The 24766-nt window shown below is 63.7% G+C and carries 16 protein-coding genes; 8 read left to right on the top strand and 8 right to left on the bottom strand.

Annotation, left to right across the window (positions count from 1 at the left end; translation table 11 throughout):
* Positions 1-179 precede the first annotated feature (179 nt).
* Entirely contained in the window at positions 180-1064 is an 885-nt protein-coding gene (locus tag AC0L3A_RS25850; protein WP_007596085.1) for an SDR family NAD(P)-dependent oxidoreductase, read from the top strand.
* Positions 1065-1261: 197 nt separating this feature from the next.
* Positions 1262-4135, top strand: a complete 2874-nt coding sequence (locus tag AC0L3A_RS25845) for an ATP-binding protein (protein WP_246648721.1) — start codon at positions 1262-1264, stop codon at positions 4133-4135.
* 109 nt (positions 4136-4244) lie between these two features.
* Here the strand turns inward: AC0L3A_RS25845 and AC0L3A_RS25840 are convergent, their stop codons facing one another.
* Positions 4245-7097 carry an ATP-binding protein gene (locus AC0L3A_RS25840; protein ID WP_354127195.1) on the bottom strand — a complete coding sequence of 951 codons (2853 nt, stop codon included), beginning with the start codon at positions 7095-7097 and terminating at the stop codon, positions 4245-4247.
* Positions 7098-7212: 115 nt separating this feature from the next.
* On the bottom strand, positions 7213-7494 hold the full coding sequence (locus AC0L3A_RS25835; protein ID WP_007596089.1) for a hypothetical protein: 282 nt from the start codon (positions 7492-7494) through the stop codon (positions 7213-7215).
* Positions 7495-8305: 811 nt separating this feature from the next.
* On the opposite strand from AC0L3A_RS25835, the gene AC0L3A_RS25830 reads away from it, so the two are divergent.
* The 4 genes from AC0L3A_RS25830 to AC0L3A_RS25815 all read left to right on the top strand — a co-directional run bounded on the left by AC0L3A_RS25830 (position 8306) and on the right by AC0L3A_RS25815 (position 14618).
* Complete coding sequence (locus AC0L3A_RS25830) at positions 8306-9571, top strand: ABC transporter substrate-binding protein (protein WP_007596093.1); 1266 nt, start codon at positions 8306-8308, stop codon at positions 9569-9571.
* A 174-nt stretch (positions 9572-9745) separates the two neighbouring features.
* Positions 9746-9973, top strand: a complete 228-nt coding sequence (locus AC0L3A_RS25825) for a hypothetical protein (protein ID WP_219681611.1) — start codon at positions 9746-9748, stop codon at positions 9971-9973.
* 548 nt (positions 9974-10521) lie between these two features.
* Positions 10522-13353 carry an ATP-binding protein gene (locus tag AC0L3A_RS25820; RefSeq protein ID WP_354127194.1) on the top strand — a complete coding sequence of 944 codons (2832 nt, stop codon included), beginning with the start codon at positions 10522-10524 and terminating at the stop codon, positions 13351-13353.
* A gap of 56 nt (positions 13354-13409) precedes the next feature.
* Entirely contained in the window at positions 13410-14618 is a 1209-nt protein-coding gene (locus AC0L3A_RS25815; protein WP_354127193.1) for an ABC transporter substrate-binding protein, read from the top strand.
* Between the two features lie 49 nt (positions 14619-14667).
* On the opposite strand, the gene AC0L3A_RS25810 is transcribed toward AC0L3A_RS25815, so the two are convergent.
* From AC0L3A_RS25810 to AC0L3A_RS25785, 6 genes are all read right to left on the bottom strand, one after another.
* Complete coding sequence (locus AC0L3A_RS25810; protein WP_354127192.1) at positions 14668-15369, bottom strand: hypothetical protein; 702 nt, start codon at positions 15367-15369, stop codon at positions 14668-14670.
* An 11-nt stretch (positions 15370-15380) separates the two neighbouring features.
* Complete coding sequence (locus AC0L3A_RS25805) at positions 15381-16652, bottom strand: efflux RND transporter periplasmic adaptor subunit (RefSeq protein WP_354127191.1); 1272 nt, start codon at positions 16650-16652, stop codon at positions 15381-15383.
* Positions 16649-19831, bottom strand: a complete 3183-nt coding sequence (locus tag AC0L3A_RS25800) for an efflux RND transporter permease subunit (RefSeq protein WP_473255418.1) — start codon at positions 19829-19831, stop codon at positions 16649-16651. The genes AC0L3A_RS25805 and AC0L3A_RS25800 overlap by 4 nt, the downstream gene beginning before the upstream one ends.
* Positions 19832-19910: 79 nt before the next feature.
* Positions 19911-20834: an RNA polymerase sigma factor RpoH gene (rpoH, locus tag AC0L3A_RS25795; protein ID WP_473255417.1), complete on the bottom strand. Its 924-nt coding sequence runs from the start codon at positions 20832-20834 to the stop codon at positions 19911-19913.
* Positions 20835-20891: 57 nt separating this feature from the next.
* Positions 20892-22316, bottom strand: a complete 1425-nt coding sequence (locus AC0L3A_RS25790) for a sensor histidine kinase (protein ID WP_473255416.1) — start codon at positions 22314-22316, stop codon at positions 20892-20894.
* 9 nt (positions 22317-22325) lie between these two features.
* Entirely contained in the window at positions 22326-23006 is a 681-nt protein-coding gene (locus tag AC0L3A_RS25785; protein WP_035993491.1) for a response regulator transcription factor, read from the bottom strand.
* A 489-nt stretch (positions 23007-23495) separates the two neighbouring features.
* On the opposite strand from AC0L3A_RS25785, the gene AC0L3A_RS25780 reads away from it, so the two are divergent.
* Both AC0L3A_RS25780 and AC0L3A_RS25775 read left to right on the top strand, forming a co-directional pair.
* Positions 23496-23744, top strand: coding sequence for a hypothetical protein (locus AC0L3A_RS25780; protein ID WP_219681617.1), 249 nt, complete (start codon positions 23496-23498; stop codon positions 23742-23744).
* Between the two features lie 303 nt (positions 23745-24047).
* The gene (locus tag AC0L3A_RS25775; RefSeq protein WP_219681618.1) at positions 24048-24431 is read left to right on the top strand and encodes a hypothetical protein; all 384 of its coding nucleotides are present in this window, start codon (positions 24048-24050) and stop codon (positions 24429-24431) included.
* Positions 24432-24766: the final 335 nt, after the last annotated feature.

Here is a 24766-nt window from a genome sequence, read left to right as displayed (position 1 = left end):
GGCTTTCTCGAAATATTTCGTGCGATCTGGAAATCAGCCGCCGGGCTCGAAAGACCCGTCTTGCGCCCGGCTGTATTTCAGGAACTCTTCGCACAAGGCCAGGGATCAATCGCCAAACGACGAACGTGTCGCGATGGCGCTGGCGTCTTTGCGGAAGGTGGAATGCGATTGGGATTCGAATGGGCAAAGTGATCATCGTCACAGGAGCTGCGAACGGCATCGGACGAAGCACCTGCAGGAAATTGGCACAGGCCGGCCACACGGTCTACGTTTCAATGCCGGAAGTGGATGAGCACGGCGGCGCGGATGGCGGAGCCGAGGACGGCAAGCGTGGCGCGGACCTCCGAACCATCGCGTTCGACGTCTCCTCGGAAGCCTCCGTCAACTCGGCTATCGACGCCATCGTCGCTGAGAACAACCGCCTCGACGTGATCGTGCACAATGCCCGCCAGGTCCTCTACGGGCCGGCGGAGGCCTTTACACCGGCCCAGCTTGCCGAACTCTACGACACCAACGTGCTGAGTGCGCAACGGCTCAATCGGGCCGCGTTGCCACAGTTGCGCAAGCAGGGCCATGGCCTGCTGATATGGGTCTCGTCGAGCAGCGCGCGAGGCGGCTCGGTTCCTTTCCTGGGCGCCTATGCTTCCTCAAAGGCTGCCCTGGATGCGCTAGCGCTCGGCTATGCCGGCGAGCTCGCGCGTTGGGGTGTCGAGACAACCATCGTCGTTCCCAGCGCGCTCGGGCCCGGCCACTACATTCGCTCCGGCCGGCCGCTGGACACCGTTCGGGCAGAGGAATACGCGGATGGTCCGACGGCCGATTTGAGCGAGATCGCGCTGTCGGCACTTGGGCAGCTTCCGGCGAAGGATCGAACTCCGCAAGACGTCGCGACCGCCATAGCCGATATCGTCGATATGCCATTCGGACAGCGTCCGCTACGCGTTCATTTCGGTCCGGACGACGACGGGGCTGCAGCCGTCGACACCGTCGCCGACAGCGTCCGCGCGGAACTGCTCCGCCGGATCGGACTGGAAGACATTCTCAAGCCGACATTGATCGGATAAGGCGCGCATCGTGGCGCCGCACATCCAAGCCTCAGACGAAAGTGATAGAGCCCGATGCTTTACCCCGAAACTACCGGATGTTACCGTTTAAGGGCCACTGCGTTCACACGTCTTGGTGTGCTTCCAAGTCATAGAACGTGACGAGTCGTGCGCCGGGTTGATATCCGAAAATGGTCCCCCGCTGGCAAAGCAACGACATGATGGCCCAAGCCGGCCGCTCCGCTCAAGACGAGTCCGCCCATGAGATCTTTCTCTTCGGGCCGTTTCGCCTCGACCTCTCGCAGCGGCGGATTGAACGAAACGGGAGCCCGCTCCGATTATCGGATCGTGCGTTCAACATCCTGCTCGCGCTGGTCCGGCAGGCCGGCAACGTCGTCAGCAAGACGGATCTGATAGCCACGACATGGCCGGGCGCCAACGTCGAGGAAAACAGCCTGCGTGTCCATATCGCCGCACTCCGCAAAGCACTCGGAGACGGCGATGCCGGCGCCAGATATCTGAGCACGGTCTCCGGCCAGGGCTACTGCTTCGTCGCCGCGGTCTCACGCCCCAAACAGAGGCAAGCTGCGTCGACCAATCCGACTTATGTCCACAATTTGCCGGCGCATCCCCGGCAGATGGTGGGGCGTGAGCATACCATTCAGGACATCTCGGAAAGTCTGAGAGCCCACCGCTTCGTCACGGTTGTCGGCCCCGGCGGCATCGGCAAGACCACGGTCGTCATTTCCGCGGGCCACGCCCTGCTCGCGGAATTCGCCGGACATGTCCACTTCATCGGTCTCGGCGAAACCGGCAACGCCGCTCCGGTGCCGGCGATCGTCGCATCGTCACTTGGACTGCCGGCGCGATCGAATGATCCGGCGAGCAGCCTGGCGGCATTCCTGCGCGACAGGCGCATGCTGCTCATTCTGGACTGCTGCGAGCATGTCATCGAAGCAACGGCGGCGCTGGCCGAGCGGCTCTACCAGGCGGCCCCGGAGCTGCACATCCTGACCACGAGCCGGGAGTTGCTGCGCGTCGAAGGCGAGTTCACATACCGTCTCCCGCCGCTCCCGAGCCCGCCGGAGAAGGCCGTTCTGACGGCCGCGAACGCCCTCGCTTACCCATCCGTGAAACTCTTCGTGGAGCGTGCGACTGCAGGAGGCGGCGAGTTCACGCTGACGGATGCGAACGCCCCGGACGTCGGCAACCTCTGCCGTCGGCTCGACGGCATCCCGCTTGCCATCGAACTCACCGCCGGCCATGTGGGCGCATACGGCGCGAGGGCGATGGTCCAGCTCCTCGATCAGCACCTCAATTTGCTGTGGGAGGGGCGACGCACGGCACTGCCCCGACACCGGACGCTGCGCGCAACCATCGAATGGAGCTACAATCTTCTATCCGAACCGGAGCGCGTGATTCTCGGCCGGCTGTCGGTGTTCGTCGGCGGCATGACCCTGGACGCCGCCCGATCGATTGCCGCGGCCACGGAGGACGACGACACGATCCTGGCGATCATCGACGGCCTCGTTGCCAAGTCGATGCTTACACTGAACACCGGCTCGCAACCAACCCGCTACCGCCTTGCCGACTCGACCCGGGCGTACGCGCAAGAGAAACTTGTCGCCAGCGGGGACGCTGGCGCGATCTCGCGACGTCACGCCTGCTACTTTCGCGGTCTCCTTGAAAGGATCGGGAGCGAAGCGAACCGAGACCTTTCGGCGGTTGCCGAGGAGCTCGGTAACGTCCGCGCCGCGCTGACGTGGTGCTTCTCCGATCAGGGAGACCGCAAAATCGGCGTGGCGCTCGCTGCGGCATCGATTCCGCTGTTTTTCAAGCTGTCGCTCCTGGCGGAATGCGAACTCTGGGTCACTCGCGCCATCGAAGCACTGGATGAAACCAATGGAAGCATCAGGCAGGGTCTCGTCCTTCACACTGCGCTGGGCGCCGCCCGCATGCTCACGGGACGGCTCGACGGAGTGGGCGTTAATCATCTCAACCGGGCGCTTGAACTGACCGAGAAGATCGGCGACGTGCAAGGGCAGATCCGTTTGATCGACCAGTTGCACCTGCTGCAATTGTTCGTCGGCAGATATGATGAGGTACTGGCCACCGCCAAACGCGGCGAAGCCGTTGCGCTGACCAGCAACGATCCCATTGCCGTCGCGCGCATGCGCGTGTTGCTCAGCATCTCCTACCAATATCTCGGCAGGTTCGTTGAGTCCCGCTCATACATCGAAGCGGCGTTGCGTCATCCGGGCATGGATGGGGACATCCTTAGCGGCCTCACCCTCGAATACCCTAAACGCGCTCAAATCACCCTTGCGCGCGTCCTCTGGCTTCAGGGATATCCGGATCAAGCAGCGCAAATGGTGCGCCGGGCGATCTCCGACGTGATCGCGACGAACCATCCGGTCATGTTCTGCCGAGCGTTAGCATGGGCATTCGACGTCTTCTTCTGGAATGGCGATCTGGCGGATTGCGAAGAACACATCGACAGGCTCGTCGTGGAGGCTCGAAGGCACAACCTCGCCATTCTCCAGATGGTCGGCGAGGCGATGAAGGGGATTACGCTGCTGGCCCGAAGCGAGACCGGCATCGGGCTCGCTATGCTGAAAGGCTCGATCGACAAGCTGCAGAGCCAGAGCTTCGGTGCGGTCGCAGGGTTGCGCATGTCCCTCGCCGATGCCTTGTCGGCTACAGGTCACGGTGACGAAGCCCTCGACACCATTGATCAGGCGATTGTCCAGGCCCGGCACTGCAACTTCATGATGGAGATGCCCGACATGCTGCGCGCAAGGGCTGAAGCGCTGATGCACAAGAGCAATCCGGATCTTTCGCAGGCGGAGATGAGCTTCGTGCAGGCGCTCGACCTCGCTCGTCATCAAGGAGCGCTGGGCTATGAGCTTCGCGCGGCGATCGGGTTTGCGAGACTATGGCAGCGAGGCGGTCGCTGCCAGGAGGCGCACGATATGCTTGCGTCCGTCTATCTGCGATTTACCGAGGGCTTCGATACGCGCAGCCTCAAGATGGCGAGAGCGTTGCTTGCCGAGCTGAATCCGGCGCGCCCGTACGCGTCTGCGGCCAAATGACCCTCTCCTGATCCATAAGCGCCCTTTGCCCCGACCGATGCGGTGCTCGCCGAGGCTGCACCGGCATCCGATTGGTTGAATCGGATGCCGCTCCCGGGGCATCTAGGACCTACGATCCGAGCTTCGCCAGCATTGCACGCGCGTCGCGGAGGTCCGCCGTCTCGAAACCTTCAGTGAACTTGCCGTATGCGGACGCGAGAACACGGCGTGCATCGGCCGGATGCCCCTCGCTCACTTTCAATCGTGCCACACTGATCGCCGTTCTCAGCTCCCAAGCCAAGGCGCCCTGGCTCCGCGCCACCTCGAATGCCCTGTCGAAGGCCTGCGCGGCGGCGATCGCCGAGCGGTGCTCGCCGGGAAGCAGCAGCAATTCGCCCTTGATGCGCCAGAGTTCGGCGACGTACCACCCCTCGTCCCTCGCCTCGCATCGCGCGAGCGCCTCGTCGGCGGTCGCAAGGCCTTGCGATACCTCGCCGGCGTCGCCGAGACATACCGCGAGTTCACCGAGGGGAAGCAGAAAGCGCGGCAGGTGGCGCGCCTCGCCCGCGAGCTCAAACGTCTTGCGCAGCAGGGGCAATCCGGTCGCGAGGTCACCCCGGCGCGAGATCAGCATTCCTCTGAAGGCGCGCGCCCACAGATTCCACAGGCGGATCGGATGTCGCTCGGTGTGTTCGAGCAGCATCGTACAATAGCGCTCGGCGGCGTCGAGATCGCCGGCCAGGAACGCAATCGGGCAGGCACCCTGGCCGAGGACGCTGCAAAACGTGAGTGCGTGACCACTGGTCCGGCCTTCCTCGACGTTGTGCTCGACGACGCTCAAGGCCTGATCCGCGAGGCCGAGCAACCACAGGATCCGCGCCTGGAAATAGCGCGTCGAGACCCGCAGGTCGAACCGGAAACGAATGACCTGCGGCTTTGCCGCAAGTTCCGAGAGCCGCGACAGGGTTCGGCCGATATGATGATAGGCGAGCCGCTGGTCGCCGCGATAATGCAGCGTGGTTGCGAGAAGGCGGTCGGCCATCATGCGATCGACGGGATTGCCGGAATCGGCCACGACCTCCGCGAAGCGATTAGCAAATTCAAGCGCCTTGTGGAATTCGCCGTTATTGAACTGATCGATGCAGAGCCCCCACAGCGCGCGCAGCAGGTAATCCCTGTCACCGAGCTGCTCGGCGAGCTGTAGGGTCGCAGCCCAGGCGGGACCGGCCTCCCGGGCCCTGCCAACACCGTACATCAGTGACCAGCCGCGCGCGGCCGACAGCTGCATCCGAAGTCGCGGCGCGTTTGCAGCCGACGGATCGAGGCGCGCCAAAGCGAGTTCGGTCCGCTCGCGGCATTCGGCGAGCAGCGACAATTGCACCCAGAGCGGGACCGCGGCCGCCGTCAGGGCGGCCCCGACTTGCGAGTCCCCGCCGGGGGAGAAGGCCCAATCGAGACTAGTTCGCACGTTGTCGATGTGTCGGCCATAGAGGGTGAGCCACTCCGCCTGCGGCCTCACTTCGCTGTCGGCTTCGGCGCTGGCAAAGAATCCGCAGTAGTATTTCGCCTGGCGGTAGGCTGCGCCGGGATGTTCTCCGCCGGCACGCAGCTTCTCCAATGCATAGGCACGCGTCGTATCCAGCAGACGATAATGCGGGCTGTCGCCGCAAATATCCGCGAGAACGAGCGACTTTGCCACCAGCCTGGCAAGCTGGCCGGTCACATCGCCGATGTTCTCGCCAGCAACAGCAATCACTGCATCGAGCTGGAACTCGCCAGCGAATATGCCGAGCTGCCGGAGCAGCCACGCCTCGTCGTCCGGCAAGAGGTCGTAGCTCCAGTCGAGCGTTGCGCGTAGCGTTTGCTGCCGCGGCAACGCCGTGCGCCGGCCGGTCGTCAGGAATTTGAACCTGTCATCGAGAAGTGACGCGATCTTCGGCGGGCTAAGCATGACTGCGCGCGCCGCCGCAAACTCGATCGCCAGCGGAATGCCGTCGAGCCGGCGGCAGATGGATGCGATAGCGCCGATGTTCTCCTCGTCGGGTACAAAACTCGAACCCAGCGCCTTCGCTCTGCTCGTGAACAATTCCACTGCGCTATACGCGGAAGCGTCAGTGGGCTCGTGCCAGGTTTCAGGCGGTACGCCCAGAGGAGGCACGCGGTAGACATGTTCCCCCTCGATACGCAGCGCCTCCCGGCTTGTCGCAACAACGACCGTCCCCGCACAGTGGCTGACAACCAACTCGGCCACCTGCGCCACGGCGTCGATGACATGTTCGCAATTGTCGAGAATGAGCAGCAATGGCCGAGAGCCGATCGCGCGCGCGATGGCATCAGGCGAGATCTCCTCGCCCTCGAGCTTGGTGCCGAGGACACTGGCGATGACCGAGCAGACGAGCTTTGGATCGGACAGTGGGGCCAGCTCGACCAGCAACCGGTCAGCCACAAAGCCGGGCGGCGGCGTTCTGGCGACCTCTAGCGCGAGCGACGTCTTTCCGATGCCGCCAGGCCCGACCAGGCTCACGATGCGATAGGCCGACAGGAGCCGCCACAAATGTGCGATCGCAGCCGTTCGGCCGATGAGATCGAATGATGCGCTGGGAATGTTGATCGACGGCAGCAGGCCGGTTGCGGCAGATTGTAGCGGGGTGTCCGTATGCTGAACCCGCCATGCTCCCAGCAAACGATAACCGCGGCCAACGCTGGTTGACAACATGTCGCGGTCGGAACCGAGCGCCTTTCGGATCGCAGCGATATGCACGCGAAGTGCACTCTCCTCGACAAAGACGCCCCGCCAGACCCGCTCCTTCAGGTCGTCCCTGGTGACGAGCTGGCCCTGCGCCTGAACCAATTCCGCAAGAATCTCAAAGGCACGCCCCCCCAACGGAACGAGTTCGCCGTTCGAGCGCAATTCGCGTCTGGCAAGATCGATTTCCCATTCCGCGCAAATGTAGACGGGACGCTGGCCCGGCTCAGCCATCATTGGGACAGCCCCAAGCGGTTTCGTCATTTTCAGTCCAGCTTACCACCAACCCCGTCGAAAGACACAGGTAGCCGGGCGGCGCGGCCGCCGGCCCCTGTCTCGCAATGCGCGCCGTTCAGCAGCCGCGGCAGATCGATCCTTCCAGCATCTTCTCAAGCCGGGCATCTTCCTTGTCGATGGTCTGGTCTGTGCCAAGCAACGGCCCCTTCATCGCGTGACCACCGCCGTCGGACGACGAAAGCGCAGTGCCCAGCGAGTTCGTGCCCGGCGCGGCGGCGCTCGTCCCGAGCGCACCGCCGCTCTCCATCGACATATGCGATCCCATGCCGCCGCGGGCGGACGCAGTGCCCGAAAGCGCAACGCAGGCGAGGACGCAAACAACAGCAAATGATTTCATTGCTCACACTCCAGGTATTCAAACTATCCGCCTCCCAGAAACGGACACCGGACGCGTTTGACTACGCACAAACGCGCGAGAATCCTGACAAGCGTGACAGACTCTTCCCGCAGGAGTGATGCAGATCCACCGGGACTTTCCGCTCCGACGACCTAGATCATTTTCATCAAAAAAACTTCGGAAACGCCACCAGCCGAGCAGCGATCATCGCCAAGCGACTCTCCGCACGGAGCAAACAATGGAGAATCGCTATGAGTGTATTCAAGATTCTAATCGCAGCGGCGCTACTCTCAACGGCAACGATATCGTCGGCGTCCGCAGCCTGGTCTTTCGCTGATCAGGAGCCGGCAGCCTTTGCATCGATGTACCCCGATCGCGACGTGCTGAATGGCGGCGCACTGACGCCCGCCGGGCGAATGGGTCTCGAACGGCCGGGCGGTGCCGCGCCCGTCTTCGGCATAGGCCAATTTCGCGACCACAACTGGCATCGATGACGAGATACCACAATCCAGTATTCTGCTTTCTGCAGGTGCGGATGATGGTGCCCGTAATCCGGGAGTGCGACCGCGCCATGCGGCGCACCCTGCCGGCTTCGCGGCAGGGCCGATTGCATCGATTCGGATAGCCGACCCAAAAACTGCGAAACTTAACAGTTCTTCAGCATCCGCAACCGGGCGCGCAGCGCCGTCCGCGCTATAGTCGCTACGCCGACTGCTGCACGCGCTCGTCCGCCGCCTCGAGCGGGCGCGGCCGAGCCACGCCTCGTCAGGGTTGGCATGTGCAAAGACCGGCAGCGCCATGGAGGCATCGCTTGATCGCAGGCAGGACTGGTTATTCGATTTCGGGCAACGCGTGGCGCCTGGGAAAGCTCTTCATCTCCTGCGCTGCGCTTGCAGTCGGCAGCGCTTCCGCGGAGCCACGATATGATCCCGGCGCAAGCGACACCGAGATCCGGATCGGCAACATCATGCCCTACAGTGGCCCGGCATCTGCTTACGGCATCATCGGCAGGACGATGAGCGCGTATTTCCGCATGGTCAACGACAATGGCGGGATCAACGGCCGGAAGATCAATTTCATTTCATACGACGACGCCTACAGTCCATCCAAAGCGGTCGAGCAAGCGCGACGGCTCGTCGAGGACGACGAGGTGCTTGCGATCTTCGCTCCGTTCGGCACGGTCAGCAACGCAGCGATCCAGAAATACATGAATAGCCGGCATGTGCCGCAATTGTTCGTTATCACCGGAGCATCGCGCTGGGCGGATCCCGAGCACTTTCCGTGGACCATCGGCTGGCAACCGAGCTACCGAACCGAAGCACGCATCTATGCGGACTACATTCTGCGGCACCATCCGGGGGCAAGGATCGGTATCCTGTACCAGAACGACGACTTTGGACGCGACTATCTGCTCGGCCTGAAGGACGTGCTGCAGGACCAGTACGCGCAAATGGTGATTGCCAGCCAATCATATGAGGTCAGCACCCCGACGATCGACTCCGAGGTCGCCGCGATCAAGGCCGCTGCGCCCGACATATTCATCGACATCGCAACACCCAAATTCGCCGCGCAGGCGATCAGGACGCTCGCCGAGCTGGACTGGCATCCCATCCACATCGTGACGAACGTCTCGGTCTCGGTCGGCGCGGTGCTGAAGCCCGCCGGACTGGACAATGCGAAAGGAATTCTCAGCGCGGGGTATCAGATGGACGTGACTGATCCGCAGTGGGACAGCCATCCGGGCATGCAGCATTTTCGCGCGTTCATGGCGAAATACTATCCGGAGGCAGATCGATCGGAGAGCGGGCCGCTGGTGGCCTTCAACATGTCGAGTGCACTCGTGGAGGTGATCAGGCGTTGCGGCGACGATCTCACGCACGAAAGGATCATGCGCGTGGCCACCGATCTCGATCTCGACCTCGAAGCCTACATTCCCGGTGTTCGCATAAAGACATCACCGAGGGACTTTCGTCCGATCGAGCAGCTCCGGATGATGCGCTTCACCGGCGAAAGATGGGAATGGTTTGGCCCACTGCTGGATGGACGCACTGACCAGGCGACGTCCTCACCAAACTAGCGCGCGAACCTCCTGTCGGATGAGCCGTCGATGTATGAATTCAACGCACCGCGACGGCTTCGTGCAAAGAGGAAAATGTTCGTTCGATCGACACTGCGGATCCGGCGCACGCATGCACATGTCTCAGGTGCGGGCCGAGGCGTTCTTGGCGTCGCTTTCTCAAGGAGATGTTCGATGACGACACTGAAGTTCTTGTCGGCCGGATTCGTTGTCGCGGCCATGATTGCCTCCCCCGCGATGGCCCGCGAAGGCAACGCGAAGCGTACCAATGTCGAGGCTTATGCGTCGGCTCAGCGCGTGCCGGCCTCCGCCAAGCGCGGCTGCGCCCGTGCTCCCGACGTCGGTGCGTACGCGACCGCCCCCTGGCGCCGGCCGCCCTGCGAGCCCACCTCGGGCTATTGAGTTCGCGAACCGGAGCAAGTCCGGTTGACGCCGACCGGAAGTTGATCGCCTCAACGTTCCGGATTTTGACCTCTCGGCGGAAGGAAGGACGGCGGCTCACGACCAGGCCGCCGTTCTTGCGACTGGTGCACGTCTCCTGGAAGCATTTGGGCTCCGGAGTTCTTGCGCTGACGATTCTCGGCGATGCCGAGTAAATGATGCTTCCTTTGATGGCATCAGGTTCCCTCCGAGGGACCCTTTCCATTCTGACACGCGCCCGAACGTCGTCACGAATTCGTGTATCGATCACCAACGTGTCGGGTGTCAGCATTGATAATGAACGAAGCCCCGGCGACTGAGCGGACCTTCTTGACACGCTGACGATCTCCCCTGTAGGAGACCCAACCGCATTGACGCTTTCAAATCCATGCCAGGGATCGGTGACCTCAAGGGGCGGGCTCGTGATTTCCCCCGGATCACGGCGGCGGAATTGAATCACGGGCCCCCTTATGTCGGTTGATCGCACCTACTCTTTCGGACAATGGCATATCGATTGCCAACGAAGAGAGTTGAGGCACAACGACGTCACGGTGCCGATCGGAAGCCGCGCGTTCGAGGTTCTCGAGAGGCTGGTCGGCTCCGCGGGTCTCCTGGTCACCAAGGATGATTTGATCGGAAGCGTCTGGTCGGGCCTGACCGTCGAAGACAACACGCTTCAGGTCCATATCTCGGCCGTCCGCAAGGCACTCGGGGAGGATCGCAATCTCCTCAAGACGGTTTCGGGCCGCGGCTATACCCTCTCCGGGACTTGGCAAAGCGGGCATCTGGATCACCCTGCCGCCGCACCGGTAACGATTCCGGCCGACGTGCCCTTTTCAAGCAACCTGCCGAGTATCCGTGCGCCTCTTATCGGTCGCGAGGATTGCATGAGCCAATTGGTCGATGTGCTTTCGGCCTATCGGGCAGTGACCCTCGTCGGACCCGGCGGCATCGGAAAGACGAAGCTGGCAATCGAGCTGGCGCGCAGCGTCGCGCCCGCGTTCAACGATTCCGTGGCGCTGGTCGAACTTGCGACCCTGCAGGATGCGGCACTTGCGGCATCCGCATGCGCCCGTGCACTCAAGCTCGCCTCGAACGACAAGGAAGCCTCGGCCGCAAGCATTGCGCAGGCCATCGGAACCCGCCGTCTGCTTCTTGTCCTGGACAATTGCGAGCATGTGATCGAAGTCGCCGCGCAGATCGCCAGTGCCGTGCTTCGCTATTGTCCGAACGTCACCGTGCTCGCGACCAGCCGCGAAGGTCTCCGCATCGACGGCGAATATGTTGCGGCCATTCCGGCGCTGTCGGTTCCCGATCCCGAGATGCACGATCCCGACTTGCTGCTGCGGGCAAGCGCAGTGCAGCTGTTCGTCGCGCGAACGCGGGCCCTACGTGCGACCTTCGTTGCGGGCGCGGAGGAACTCCGGAAGATCGCCGCCATCTGTCGCCGCCTCGACGGCATTCCGCTCGCGTTGGAGTTTGCCGCGGCCCGGGCCGCCAATCTCGGGGTCGATACCGTACTGCTCCGTCTCGACAAGCGCTTCGAGCTCCTGAATGGCGGCCGCCGCGACCAGTTGCCGCGCCACCAGACCCTGCGAGCGACACTGGACTGGAGCTACGACCTTTTGACCCCGGCAGAGCAGCACCTGCTTTGCCAGCTCGCGGTGTTTCCGGCCGGCTTCACGCTCGATGCGGCCAGTGCAATGATGGACGACACTCTGTCGCGGTCGGACGTCATTGAAACCCTGTTCAATCTGGTCGGGAAATCGCTGGTGTCGCTGGACCCCTCATTCGAGGGACGATGGCGGCTCCTGGAGAGCACCCGCGCTTATGCGCTGGAGAAGCTCGCAGAGGCAGGCCTCGTCGAGCGGGCGGCAAGGCGGCAGGCCGGCTTTCTCAGGCAGATCATCGCACCGCTCGGCGATGCCTCTCCCGCTCCCGACGACATCTCCCGTTTCGCTCAGGAGATCGGCAACGTGCACGCCGCGCTCGACTGGGCGTTCTCGCCCGGTGGAGAGACCGCGCTTGGAATCGAACTGACGGCCGGATTCGTTCCGGTATGGATGCAGTTGCTGTCTTTCGTGGAATGCTCGACGCGGATCGAGCACGCGCTTGCGCATTTCGGTCCCGGGTTCACCTGCGTTCCGAAGCTCAAGGCGCAGCTCTATGTCGCGTTGGGTTTCGCACTTCTCAACACGGCGGGAACAGCGGACCGCATGAAGGCGGCGCTGAGCATCGGTCTCGTGCTCGCCGAGGAATTGTCCGATCTCGAGCTTCAGCTCAAGGCGGTCTGGACCTTGTGGAGCTATAATCTCAACTCGGGCCAATATGCCGCGGCCAAGGAGGTTGGCGAACGCTACCTCGAGATCGCGCTACGCACCGGAAATCCCGCCAACGAGGCGGTAGGCCGTCGCCTGATCGGCGCTGCCACGCATTTCTTTGGAATGCAGGAGGATGCACGACGCGAGCTGACGCTGTCCCTGGACCATTCGGCTCACGGATTGAACGGCGGTGCGAACCAGATGTGGTTTTTGCTGAACCAGAGTGTCCTCGCCAAGGCGATGTTGGCGCGCGTCCTGCTGCTGCAGGGCAGGATCACCCAGAGCAGATCTCTGGCCGCCGAGTGCCTCGAGGAGGCCCGGCGCGAGAAGGACAAGCTTGCGATCGCCTATGCACTCCGCAATGCCGTCTGCCCGATCGCGCTGATGACGCATGATCTTGCCGCCGCCGATCAGGCGATATCCTCCCTTCTCGAACTCGTCACGCGCGAGGGAATAGCTTTCTGGACCAGCTGGACGTCCTGCCTGAAGGGACAATTGCTGGTTCTGCAAGGCAAGCATCACGACGGAATAGCGCTGCTGCGCAGCGGCCTGAAGGCGCGGACCGAGAACGGCTGGCTGATGCGCAATCCCGAGTTTCTCGGATCGCTCGCCGAAGGCCTGCTCGCGATCGGTGAGGCTGCGCAGGCCCTGGCCGCGGTGGAAGAGGCCTTGTCGATGTCGCGGCAAGGCCGGCAATTGTGGTGCCTTGCGGACCTATTGCGGATCAAGGCCGAGATTCTCCTGGCCAACGGACCATCCGATCTTTCGCGAGCCGAGGTGCTGTTCGCCGAGGGACTGTCCATCGCCAGGGACCAGCAATGCCGCTTCTACGAGTTGAAAGTTGCGGCTGCGTGGGCAGGGATCATGGCGAAATCGAACCGTCAGCAGACGGCCCTTGATCTTGTGGGCCCGGTGAGCGCGCTGTTCGATCAGGAGATTGACCTTCCCGCACTCGCCTTTGCCCGCACTCTGGCTGAAATACCGGGCATCTCGCTTTCGACATCCGACGGCGACCGGCTCCCATCCTGCACCTGCCATTAGGTTGCGATGCCTTTCGGCCGACACTGCCCTTCACTCCATCTTCCGGACCTTGCGTGATGAACATCTCTCGACGACAGATTTTGGGCGGCATCGGCGCTTCGGTGTTTTCGCCCGGCATCATCCGTGCGCAGGGCACGGGACCGATCAGGATCGGCGAGATCAACTCCTATAGCAGCGCCCCCGCGTTCACCCTGCCCTATCGTCGCGGCTGGCAGTTGGCGGTCGAGCAGGTCAACGCCAAAGGCGGCCTTCTCGGTCGCGAGCTGCAGGTCGTCAGCCGGGACGACGAAGGCAAACCCAGCGTCGCGATCCGCGCGGCAGAGGAGCTCGTGCGCAGGAACGACGTCGATCTGCTGGCTGGCGCATATCTGTCGAATGTCGGCCTCGCGATCAGCGACTTCGCCCGGCAGAACCGGGTCTTGTTCGTGGCGAGCGAGCCGCTCACGGATGCCCTCGTCTGGGAGCGGGGACATCGATATTGCTACAGGCTCCGCCCCTCGACCTACATGCTGGCAGCGATGCTGGTTGAGGAGGCCGCTCAACTCAAGGCGACACGATGGGCGACAATCGCTCCGAACTACGAGTACGGGCAGTCGGCCGTAAGGTGGTTCATGCAGCTTCTCCGCCAACGTCGCCCCGATGTCGCGTTCGTTGGCAGTCAATGGCCGCCGCTGGCTGCCATCGATGCCGGCGTGGTCGTGAACGCGCTCGCACAGCAGAATCCCGAGGCGATCCTCAATATCACCTTCGGGCCCGATCTCACCAAATTCGTCCGGCAGGGAAAGGATCGCGGCCTGTTCGAAGGACGAGATGTCGTGTCGTTCACGACAGGCGAACCCGAATATCTCCATCCGCTCGGAGAGGACGCGCCGACAGGTTGGATCGTGACCGGCTATCCCGTGACCGAGATCCTGGACCGCGCCAACAGTTCATTCGCATCGGCGTATTCCTCGCGATATGGCGAGGCTCCCACCATGGGCTCCGTGGTCGGTCACGCCATGATCAGCTCCATCGTGGCTCCGATCGAGCGGCTCGGGAGCCTCGATACCGAAACGATGGCGGATGGGTTTGGCAATGTCAGCTTCGATACACCGTTTGGACCGGCAATTTGGCGTTCGATCGATCATCAAAGCACGATGGGAACATTCGTCGGTCGCACCGCGGTCAGGGGCAACAAAGCCGTCATGGTAGACTGGAAATATAGGGATGGTGGAAGCGTGCTTCCCCCGGATGCCGAAGTCCGCAAGTTGCGCCCGGCAATATGACTGGCGAATGCCGTGTGATGCGATAACACGGAAGCCCTGCAAGTCCATCTCAGCATCCCGGCGGCAGGATCGGCGACACGCCCGGCGTCGGCGCTGCGCCTGAGGCGTTCGCCGGCACCACTGTCGCGGGCTCCGCCAGGTTCATAGAGACCCCTTCCGCGCAAGCCGCGCTGTTAGGGCTCGGCACGACGGTGGCGTTCGGGTCGATGCCCGTGCCGCCGGCGTTGCTGGCGTCCGCCGGGATCGTGCCGGGCGCGGGGCTTGCAGGCACTTGCGAAATCGAAAGCGGCAAAGACGCAGCGCTGGTCACCTGTCCTCCCGGCGTTGAACTGCAGGCCACTGTCGCACCTGTTCCCGCCGGAGCGGCCGCGGGAATCGTCCCGATGGAGCTACCGCTCTGTCCCGTGAGCGGCAGGATCGGAGCCGCGATGCCCGGAGGCGAAAGACCCGTGGGCGATACAGCTGGAGTCGCCGGCACCGGCGACAGCGATGACGATGGCGGCGCGCAGATGACCACTGTCCCCGGCGTCACCGGATCCGACGCCAGCGGAACGGGCGCCAGCGTCGTATCCGGAGCACCCGGCACAGTCGTTGCGGAAAACGGCCCCGGGCTGTTGAGCGGCGAGATCACGATCGCGCCCGGCACCGTCGGCAGATCCATTGCGGTGCTGCCGGTCGTTGCGATTTGTGCCTGGCCCGGAGAGAAGCCGAGCAGGAAAGCGACCATCATTGCAAACGCGAACCGTATCATCTCTCGTGTCCCTAGCTCGTCTCAAGCTTGCGAACGGTGACCTTGCTGCCTTCTGCCAGCGTGACCGCAGGATTGAGCACGACCTGATCGCCGGGCTGCACGCCGTCGCGCACTTCCACCGTGGTGCCGAAATCCCTGGAGATCGAGACCTGCTGTAAGTGGACCGTGCCGTTCCGCACGACCGCGACGTGGAGGCCATTCTGATCGAAGACGAGCGCGTCGGACGGGATCGTCATTGATGGCGTCCTGCGCGGTATCGATAGTTCGACGGTGCAATAGATGCCGGGACTGAGCAGACCATCTGGATTGGGCACGTCGATCTCGGTCAGCAGCGTTCGGCTCCCCGGCTGCAGCGCGGTTGCGATCCGCGTGACCTTGCCCGCAAACGTCCGCCCCGGAATCTCGGGAACGCGGATGTCCGCATCGACGCCCGGGGCAACTCCGAAAGCCTCGTCCTGCGGTACGAAGACCTGAGTTCGGACCACATCGGAATGCATCATCGTGAACATGAAGGTGGAGCCGGCTTGCACCAGGCTGCCATTGTCCACGTTCCGCTGCGTGACCACGCCATCGAACGGCGCCACCACACGCTGGTAGGACTTCTCTTGCTGGAGAACGCGAATCTGCGCCTCCTGCGCCGTGATGTTCGACTGGGCGACGCCCACAGCCCCCTGCTGCGCGCGCAGGGTGAGACGGTCGTTGTCGCCCTGCTGTGCCGTTAACCAGCCTTGCTTGACAAGATTGCTGTCGCGCGAGTTGGTGACGTCGGCCAGCTCCCGGCTGGCTTGCGCCTGCTGAAGCGCAGCCTGGTCCTGGGCGAGCGTCGCCTGCGCCTGCGCGATCTGCTGATCCAGCTCGGGAGCGGTGATTTCCGCGAGGAGATCGCCCTTCCTCACGCGATCGCCGATATCGACGTGGCGCTTCTCGATGTAGCCGCTGGTCCGCGCGAAGATGTTGGCCGCCTCGAATGCAGTCGTCGTCGCTGGCAGGCTGACCTTCATGATGTCGCCGCTGGGCTTGACCGTCGCCACCCGAATTTCCGGAATGTTGGTCCGAACCTGTTCGGCCACGGCGGCCACCTGACGCGCAACCTCGTAGTGCCGCCAGCCGCCGATGCCGAGACCGCCCGCAAGCAGCAGGAGCAGGCCTCCGCCCAGCAGCGCCCCACCATAAGGGCGTCCGGATCGTGCGCCCTTGCTCGGCAGCTCCACAACCCGGAGGTTTTCCGCCCCGGGGCGATCTCTCGCACCGTCGTCATCGGTTCTTGCGCGAACGTCGCTCATTCCGGTTGCTCCTCAAATACGCCGTGCCGAGGCTTGCCATCGTTGCTCTTGCGCAGCATGGCGAAGAGATACGGCACGATCAGCAGGGTGGTCGGGGTTGCGAACAGCAGCCCGCCGATGACCGCCCGCGCGAGCGCCGCGTTCTGCTCCTCGCCCGGACCGCCGATCGCCATCGGGATCATGCCTACGATCATCGCGGCCGCGGTCATCAGGACGGGCCGGATCCTCGTACGGCCCACGCTCAGCGCCGCCTGGAACGCGGAATGCCCCTTCAACTGCTCGTCACGCGCGAAGGTCACGAGCAGGATGGAATTTGCCGAGGCAACGCCGATCGCCATGATGGCTCCCATCAGCGATGGCACGTTCAGCGTCGTCCCGGTAATGAACAGCATCGTCACGATGCCGCAAAATGTCGCCGGCAGCGCCAGGATGACGACGAAGGGATCGCCAAAATTCTGATAGTTCACGACCATCAGCAGGTAGACCAGGATAGCGGCGAACAGCAGTCCCATCCCGAGATCGCGGAACGACTGATGCATGCTCTGGATCTGTCCCAGAACCTGGATCGAATTGCCTGGCTGGAGCTGCTTCTGCAGGGCTGACGTCACCTTCTCGATATCGGCCGCTACGCTGCCGAGATCGCGGCCCTGGACACTCGCATAGACGTCGAACACCGGCTGGACATTGGCCTGGTTCGAATTGGTGGGAACGGTCCCCCGCTTGAACGTCGCGACATTGCTGAGCAAGCCCGGCACCGTCTGACCGCTTGCGGCAGCCGAGGCCGACACTGGCGTGTTGCCCAAGGCGTTCAGCGAATCAGCCCTGTATTCGGGTGTCTGCACCGCAAGGTAATAGGGGATGCCTGACGTCGGGTCCGTCCAGAAATTCGGCGAGACCTGCGCGGACGAGCTGAGGCTGACATTGATATTGGTCGCCACCGTGCTCGCATTGAGGCCGAGCTGTGCGGCGCGGGTGCGGTCGATGTCGGCGTAGAACGCGGGAGCATCGACCTCCTGCTGCAGATGCGCATCGACCACGCCGGGGATCGCCGCGAGGCTCTTCTGCAGCTCCTTGGCCACGGCCAGATTGTTGCTGCCGTAACCGACCGTGCGGACATCGATCTGCGCGGGAAGCCCGAAGTTCAGGATCTGCGTGACGATATCGGCCGCCTGGAAATAAAAGGTGTCCTCCGGGAACGCCGCTGGCAGCACCTGCCGCAACTTCCTGACGTAATCCGCCGTCGGCTTGTGCCCATCCTTCAGCGATACCAGAATGGTGCCGTCATTCACTCCGATCGTCGAGCCGTCGGTGAATGCGAGATTGTAGGCCCGCGCCGGAAGACCGATATTGTCGACGATCAACGCCCGGTCGCCTTCCGGAATGACCTCGCGGACCTTGTCCTCGACCGCCTGGAAGATCGCTTCCGTACGCTCGATCCGCGTACCCGCTGGCGCGCGAACATGGAGCTGGATCTGGCCGCCGTCGATGACGGGATAAAAATCCCTGCCGACATAGGCGAACATGGTGGCTCCGAGCGCCAGCACAAGCACGGCGACGACGGGCACGACGGCACGACGCCGCAACAACTTTTGCAGGAGATCGGAATAGCCCTCGCGCAGGTGCTCGAACCCGCGCTCGAACGCAGCGGAGGCGCGCGCAAAGATGCCTGACGGGCGCGCGCTCTCGCCATGACGCCGTTCGCCCTTCAGCAGCAGGCCGATGGTGATCGGCGTGAGCGTTCGCGACAGCCCGTAGGACGCCAACATCGCGAACACCACCGCCAGGCCGAGCGGCGTGAAGAGGTATTTGGCCGGGCCCTCCAGGAACACGACCGAGGTGAACACGCAACTGATCGCGAGCGTCGAGACCAGCGTCGGGATGGCGATTTCAGCGGCTCCGTGCAGGGTCGCCTCGGGCAACGGCATGCCTTCCTCGGTCCAGAGCCGGTGCGTGTTCTCGATCGTCACCGTCGAATCGTCGACGAGGATACCGACCGCGAGGGCGAGCCCGCCGAGCGTCATTGTGTTGAGGGTCTCGCCGAGGAAATACAGCACGATCAGCGAAGACAGCATCGCCAGCGGGATCGAGATCAGGACGACCAGCGTCGACCGCCACGATCCCAGAAACACCAAGATCATCAGCGCGGTCAGGCCGGCGGCGATCGCACCTTCGCGCAGCACGCCATTGACCGAATGGGTCACGAATATCGACTGGTCGAACAGCTCGTTGATCTTCAGCCCCGCCGGAGCCGCCGCGCGGATAGACGTCAACGCCGCCTTGACGCCGTTGACGACAGCGAGCGTGGAGGCATTTCCGTTCTTGATGATGCTGAGCAGGACGGCGCGGTGGCCGTCCTCGCGCACGATGTTCTGCTGGACCTGGGCCCCGTCGCGGACCTGGGCGACGTCCTTCAGGAAGATCGTGGCCCCGTTCACGAACTTGACGGGGATCATGTTGAGATCCTGGATCGTGGCCGGCGTCGCATTGGTTCGAACGGTGTACTGGGTGTCGCCGATCTTGGTCGTGCCGGTCGGCAGCGTCAGGTTCTGGGTGTTCACCGCATTGACGATGTCGAGCGGCGTCAATCCGCGCGACAGGAGCTTGTTCGGATCGATGTCGACCATGATCTGGCGGTATTTGCCGCCGGCAGGCGTGGGCAGGGTCACGCCCGGAACGGGAGCCAGCTGCTGGCGGACGCGGTAAATGCCGAAATCGTAGAGCTGCTGCTCGTTCAGGCTGTTCGACTGGAGACTGAGCTGGAGCACCGGGACGCTCGAGGCATTGAACTGCACGATGATCGGCGGCTGGATCCCCGGCGGCATCAGGGCGCGGATGGCATTGGTCCCCGAGACGATCTGCGAGATCGCGAGATCGAGATTGACGTCCGGCTGGAAGTAGATTTTCTGAATCGAGAGGCCGTTGAGGGTCTGCGCTTCGATATTCTTGATGCCACTGACATTGGCGCTGATCGAATACTGGCTGTAGGTGCTGACGCGCTGCTCCATCTCCGGCGTGGACAGGCCGGTGTAGCTCCAGATCACGGTGACCACGGGGATCCGGATCTCCGGGAAAATATCCGTCGGCATCGACCGGATTGCGATCCCGCCGAGGAACAGGATCAGCGCAGCAAGCACATAGAATGTGTGCGGAAGCCGTAGCGCGAAGCGAACAATTCCCATGGGGGTCTGCCTGGAGGGAGTTACGCGGGATCGTCGGACAGATGAGAGCGGCCGGACCTGCGTTCAAATGAAAACGAATTCAGACGCTGCATGCGGTGCCCCGTGGCGCATCCTGCACGGCAAGCATCACGGCGCGCTTGACCTTGGCAAAGGCGCGCATCTCGATCTGCCTAACACGTTCGCTGGATATGGAGAGTTCGTGGGCCAGCCGATCGAGCGTGACGGGGCATTCCGTCAGCCGCCGCGCCTCGAAGACGCGACGTTCCCGCGCCGCGAGCCCGCTGAGCGCAACACGCAAGGCGCTGGCACGCCGCTCGGTCTGCTCGTGATCGACCAGCACCGTCTCGGCGTCGACCGCCCCGTCGACCAGCAAGGCTTCCAGCTCGGTTCCGCTGTCCTCGCCACCGATGCGCACGTTCAGCGACATGTCGCCATGCAGCCGCGCGTCCATCTCGATCACCTCACGCGCGGTGACCTCGAGCCTCCCGGCGATCAGTTCGGCAACGTCAGGCGTGAGCCCCGACATCGCGCTGCCGGTGGCTTTCCTGATCTCGCCGCGGAGCTTGAAAAACAGCTTCTTCTGCGCGGCCGTCGTGCCGATCTTGACGAGGGACCAGGACCGCAGGATGTATTCGTGAATGGCGGCCTTGATCCACCAGACCGCAAAGGTGGAGAAGCGCGCGCCGCGGCCGGGTTCGAAGCGTGACGCTGCGATTACGAGGCCCAGATTAGCCTCGGCAATCAGATCGACCATCGGAAGGCCGTATCCCTTGTAGCCTCGCGCCAGCCTGGCCGCGAGCCGGAGATGGCTGGTGACGAGCGCGTCTGCTGCGCTTCGGTCCCTCGTCTGCTGCCAGCGGCGTGCAAGCTGCTGCTCCTGACCGGGCTCAAGGAAGTCGTAGCGCCCGATGGCCGCGGAATATGCGCTGAGGAACGGCGCCGACACCGGTGCGACCGGCGTCGCAGGGGGATTGATCCTCAACACTTCGTGGCTAGTCTGCATCTGTCGCTCCCGCACTCCAGGCCGGCTGATCAATCTCGAAATCGTGGACCATGTGGCTCATCCCATCTGGTCTGCGTCTGCGCGCAGCAATGTCCGCGACCGGCGCGTGGCGGCCTTGCCCATCCGTCCGGTCCAGGCAAGGATCTCGATCCGTCCACCAGGGGCGGGACCGACGATCAGCCGAAAGCCGTGCAGCTTGACGATGGCGGCGACCAGGCTCAGTCCGAGGCCGACTCCCGGCGTATGGCGCATCTTGTCGGAGCGATAGAACCGCCGCAGCACCGCCTCGCGTTCCTGCTCGCTGATGCCGGGCCCGGTGTCGCTGACGCGCACCAGCGCCGTGTCGTCGTCCGCTTCCAGGGCCAGCTCGACCCGACCGCCTGACGGCGTGAACTTGACGGCATTGTCGACGAGATTGGCGACCGCCTCGAACAGCAGGTCCCGGTCGCCCCACACAAGCACATCGCGCTCGATGACGACACCGAGCCCCACACGCTTGTCTTCGGCGATGGGTTCGTAGACGTCGCACACCTCCCGCAGAATCTCGTCCAGCGCGACCTCGCCAAAGCCCGCCATGCGGCGGTTGTTCTCGATCTCGGTCAGGCGCAGCAGGGCGGTGACGATCGCGAGCGACTGGTCGATGCCGGCAATGGCTTTGTCGATGGTCTCCTGCAGCTCCTCCAGAGTGGCCGCATGGGAGCGCCCGCGCTCCAGCGCCAGGCGGACGCGCGTGAGCGGCGTCCTGAGATCATGGGCGATGTCGTTGCCGACGCCGGCGAGCGCATTGATCATCGCCTCCATCTCGTCGAGCATGCCGTTGACGATCCCGGCCAGCCGCGCGAACGGATCGTCCGTCCCGTCCTGCGGAAGCCGCTCGCGCAGCTCGCCGGCCACGATGCGCTGGACCCGCTGGTTCACCTCCTCGACGCGCCTCTGGGCGCGCAGGCTGAGCCAGGCACCGGCCAGCAGGCAGAGGCTGAAGGCCGGCAGCAGGCCCAGGGCCAGCGCCTGCCCCACCACGCTCGAGATCTCGCGTGTCTCATCGACATTCCGTCCGACCACCAGGACATCGCCGCCGTCGAGGCGCTTGCCAACCACCCTGACGACAGGATTGTGCACCGTCGGCGACTTGATGAGATCGAGGCGCACGCCCTGCACCGCTCCATCGAGCCCGAGCTCGCGCGGCACGTGGTCGATGTTGCCGGCAAGGCGGGTGCCCCCGGCATCGAACAGTCCCGCGTATTGCACGCCCCTGGAATCCTGATCGAGATGATCCGCGATCGCGCTGATGCGATGGGCCGGCGACAGGTCTGAGATGAAGTGAATCTGGGTGGTAATCATGCGATCGGATCGCGCGACCAGATAGTTGTCGAGCTTCCAGTAGATGAATGCGAACAGGCCGACCACGAACAGCGCGAAGCCGGCCGCCATGGCCAGGGCCGAAAGGAACGTGCTGGAGCGGATCAGCTGGATCTGACGCATCGCCGGCCCCTATTGCCGCGAACGCAGGACGAAGCCGGAGCCTCGGACGTTGTGGATGAGCGGCACCTCTCCGGGGCCGTCGACCTTGTGACGGAGCCGGCCCATATGCACGTCGATCAGGTTCGTGGTTGCCGGAACGAACTTGTAGTTCCAGACCTCCTCCAGCAGCATCGCACGCGTCAGCACCTGGTCGTTCCGGCGCATCATGTATTCGAGCAGGCGGAATTCGCGCGGCAGCAACTCGAGCCGGCGTTCGCCGCGCCGCGCGGTCCGCTCGATCAGATCGAGCTCGAGCGGTCCGACATGCAGGATGGTTTCGCGGCTGTCGATCGGACGGCGCAGCAACGCCTCTATCCGCGCGACCAGCTCGATGATCGCGAACGGTTTTGTGAGGTAATCATCTCCGCCCATTCGCAATCCGCGCACGCGGTCGTCCACCGCGCCGAGCGCACTCAGGACGAGAACGGGCGTCCTGACCTGGTCGTTGCGAAGTGCCTCGATGACGGTCAGCCCATCCATTCCCGGCAGCATGCGATCGACGATCATGGCATCGGGGCTCGACACGCGCGCGCGGTCGAGGCCGTCGACGCCGTCGGCGGACCAATGCACCTCGAACCCGCGGTCGGCAAGCTCGGCGACAATCGCCTCGGCGGTCTCGGCGTCGTCCTCGATCAGGAGAATCCGGTTCATGACCCTCGCTCCACGTTCCACGCGGCGTCTCGGCGCGCGGTAGGGGCGCGTGGGCTCGGCGACGCGTTGGGTCATGTGCGATGCCCGTGCTCGTCGAACGCGCGGCCCTGATGTCGCCTGTTGCCGGCCACTCGCTGAGGTAGGAGATAGGCTTGCGGCGCATGGGGCGCCATTGAATTGCAGTTCATGATGTCGGCTGCGCGCCTGAGGAGCAGCACCAGTGCAAGAGCGACGCGTGTTGCCAATGTCGTGATCATCTTGTGGGCTCCGCTCCGAACTGCGCTGCACCGAACATATGAGCTCGACGCGCTCGCAGTCGTCCGGGGGACAACGGATGTTATGGATTCGCACGATCGTGGTGCGACGTCACATCGGCTCACGGGCCGTTGAATTGCGGTGAGCAATTCGTGCATTTGAATCGTGCCCGGTCGCGCACACCTCGACGACCAGCCGGCTTGGTCGGCCTGATGTCATCAAAGGAGAGAGCGAATGACCACGTCCAGACTGTTGTCGATGGGACTGATTGCGGCCGCCATGCTCGGCGGCCCCGCCATGGCGCGCGAGCATCACCGCCTCGTGCGGCAACCCGCGACGGCGGCCGACACGATCGCGACGAGCGCGCCGGTCTATCAGGGCGAACGTGGCTGCGTGCCGGCGCCGCGCGTCGGCGCCTTCGCCACTGCGCCGTGGACCGGCAACAACGTGCCTTGCGAGCCCGGCACCGGCAGCTTCTTCTGATCGCGCCAACGCATCCGGCCGAGTGACTTCGCCGCCCGGACGCATATCGAATGACAGGGAGCGGACTGATCTCGTCAGCCCGCTCCCTTGCGTTGCGTCGCGACCAGGCGCGGCGCGATCACCTTCGTGCGCGGCGAGCCCGATGTCTGACCCCAATGTCTGACGTCGAATTCAGTTGGATTGCCGCGCAGCGCTCCTACCTCTCCAGCGTCACACACCCGGCCATCAAGCAGCCTCGCGCGTACCGCGCGGCGCGGAAGCGGGCTTCAGGGATGGCCGGGCTCAACACGAGAGGAGTTTTCCATGAAACGAGTGATCATGATTCTGGCAACAGCGGCGCTCGCCTCGACGCTCGCCATCGGCACGGCCGACGCGCACGGCGGCGGTGGTGGTGGCGGCGGCCACGGCGGATTTGGCGGTGGCGGATTCGGCGGCGGACATGCGGGCTTTGGCGGCGGCGCGCATTTCGGCGGCATGGGGCACGAGGGCGGCTTCGGCGGCGGCGCCCGGTTCGGCGGCGAGCACCTAGGCTTCGGCGATCATGCCGCAACCCGCGGCTTCGGCCAGCACGCGTTTCACCGCGACGGCCGCTTCCGCGCCGGATATGGATTCTACGGCGCCGGTCCGGATTGCTATGATTGGTACGAGCTGCATCCCGGCCAGCCGGTGCCGCTGAGCTGCAGCTAGCCAGTCGCGCACTTTTAGCAGCGCTGGTAGGATGGGTAGAGCGAAGCGAAACCCATCCTGTTTCATCCGCGCGGAAGCATGATGGGTTTCGCAAGTGCTCTACCCATCCTACGACCTAACAGGCACAGCTTCGCATCCTCGCGGCGCATTTCGCCCGAGCTTTGCTTCGTCATTCCACCCTCTTGTCCAAGAGGGTGCAGGGAAGGCCGGGTGCCGGCTGGCACCCGCGGTCCGCTGCGCGAAGATGGTGCGCAAAAGAACCGCACAGCAGCATACAGGTGTAGCCAATCACTCGGCCTTCCCTGCGCGATGGTTGGACGGCTTATGCCGTGCTC

The organism is Bradyrhizobium sp. MI1.3 (assembly GCF_055811695.1).
The sequence above is the reverse complement of the archived record's forward strand: the minus strand, read 5'-3'. Positions and strand labels throughout refer to the sequence as shown.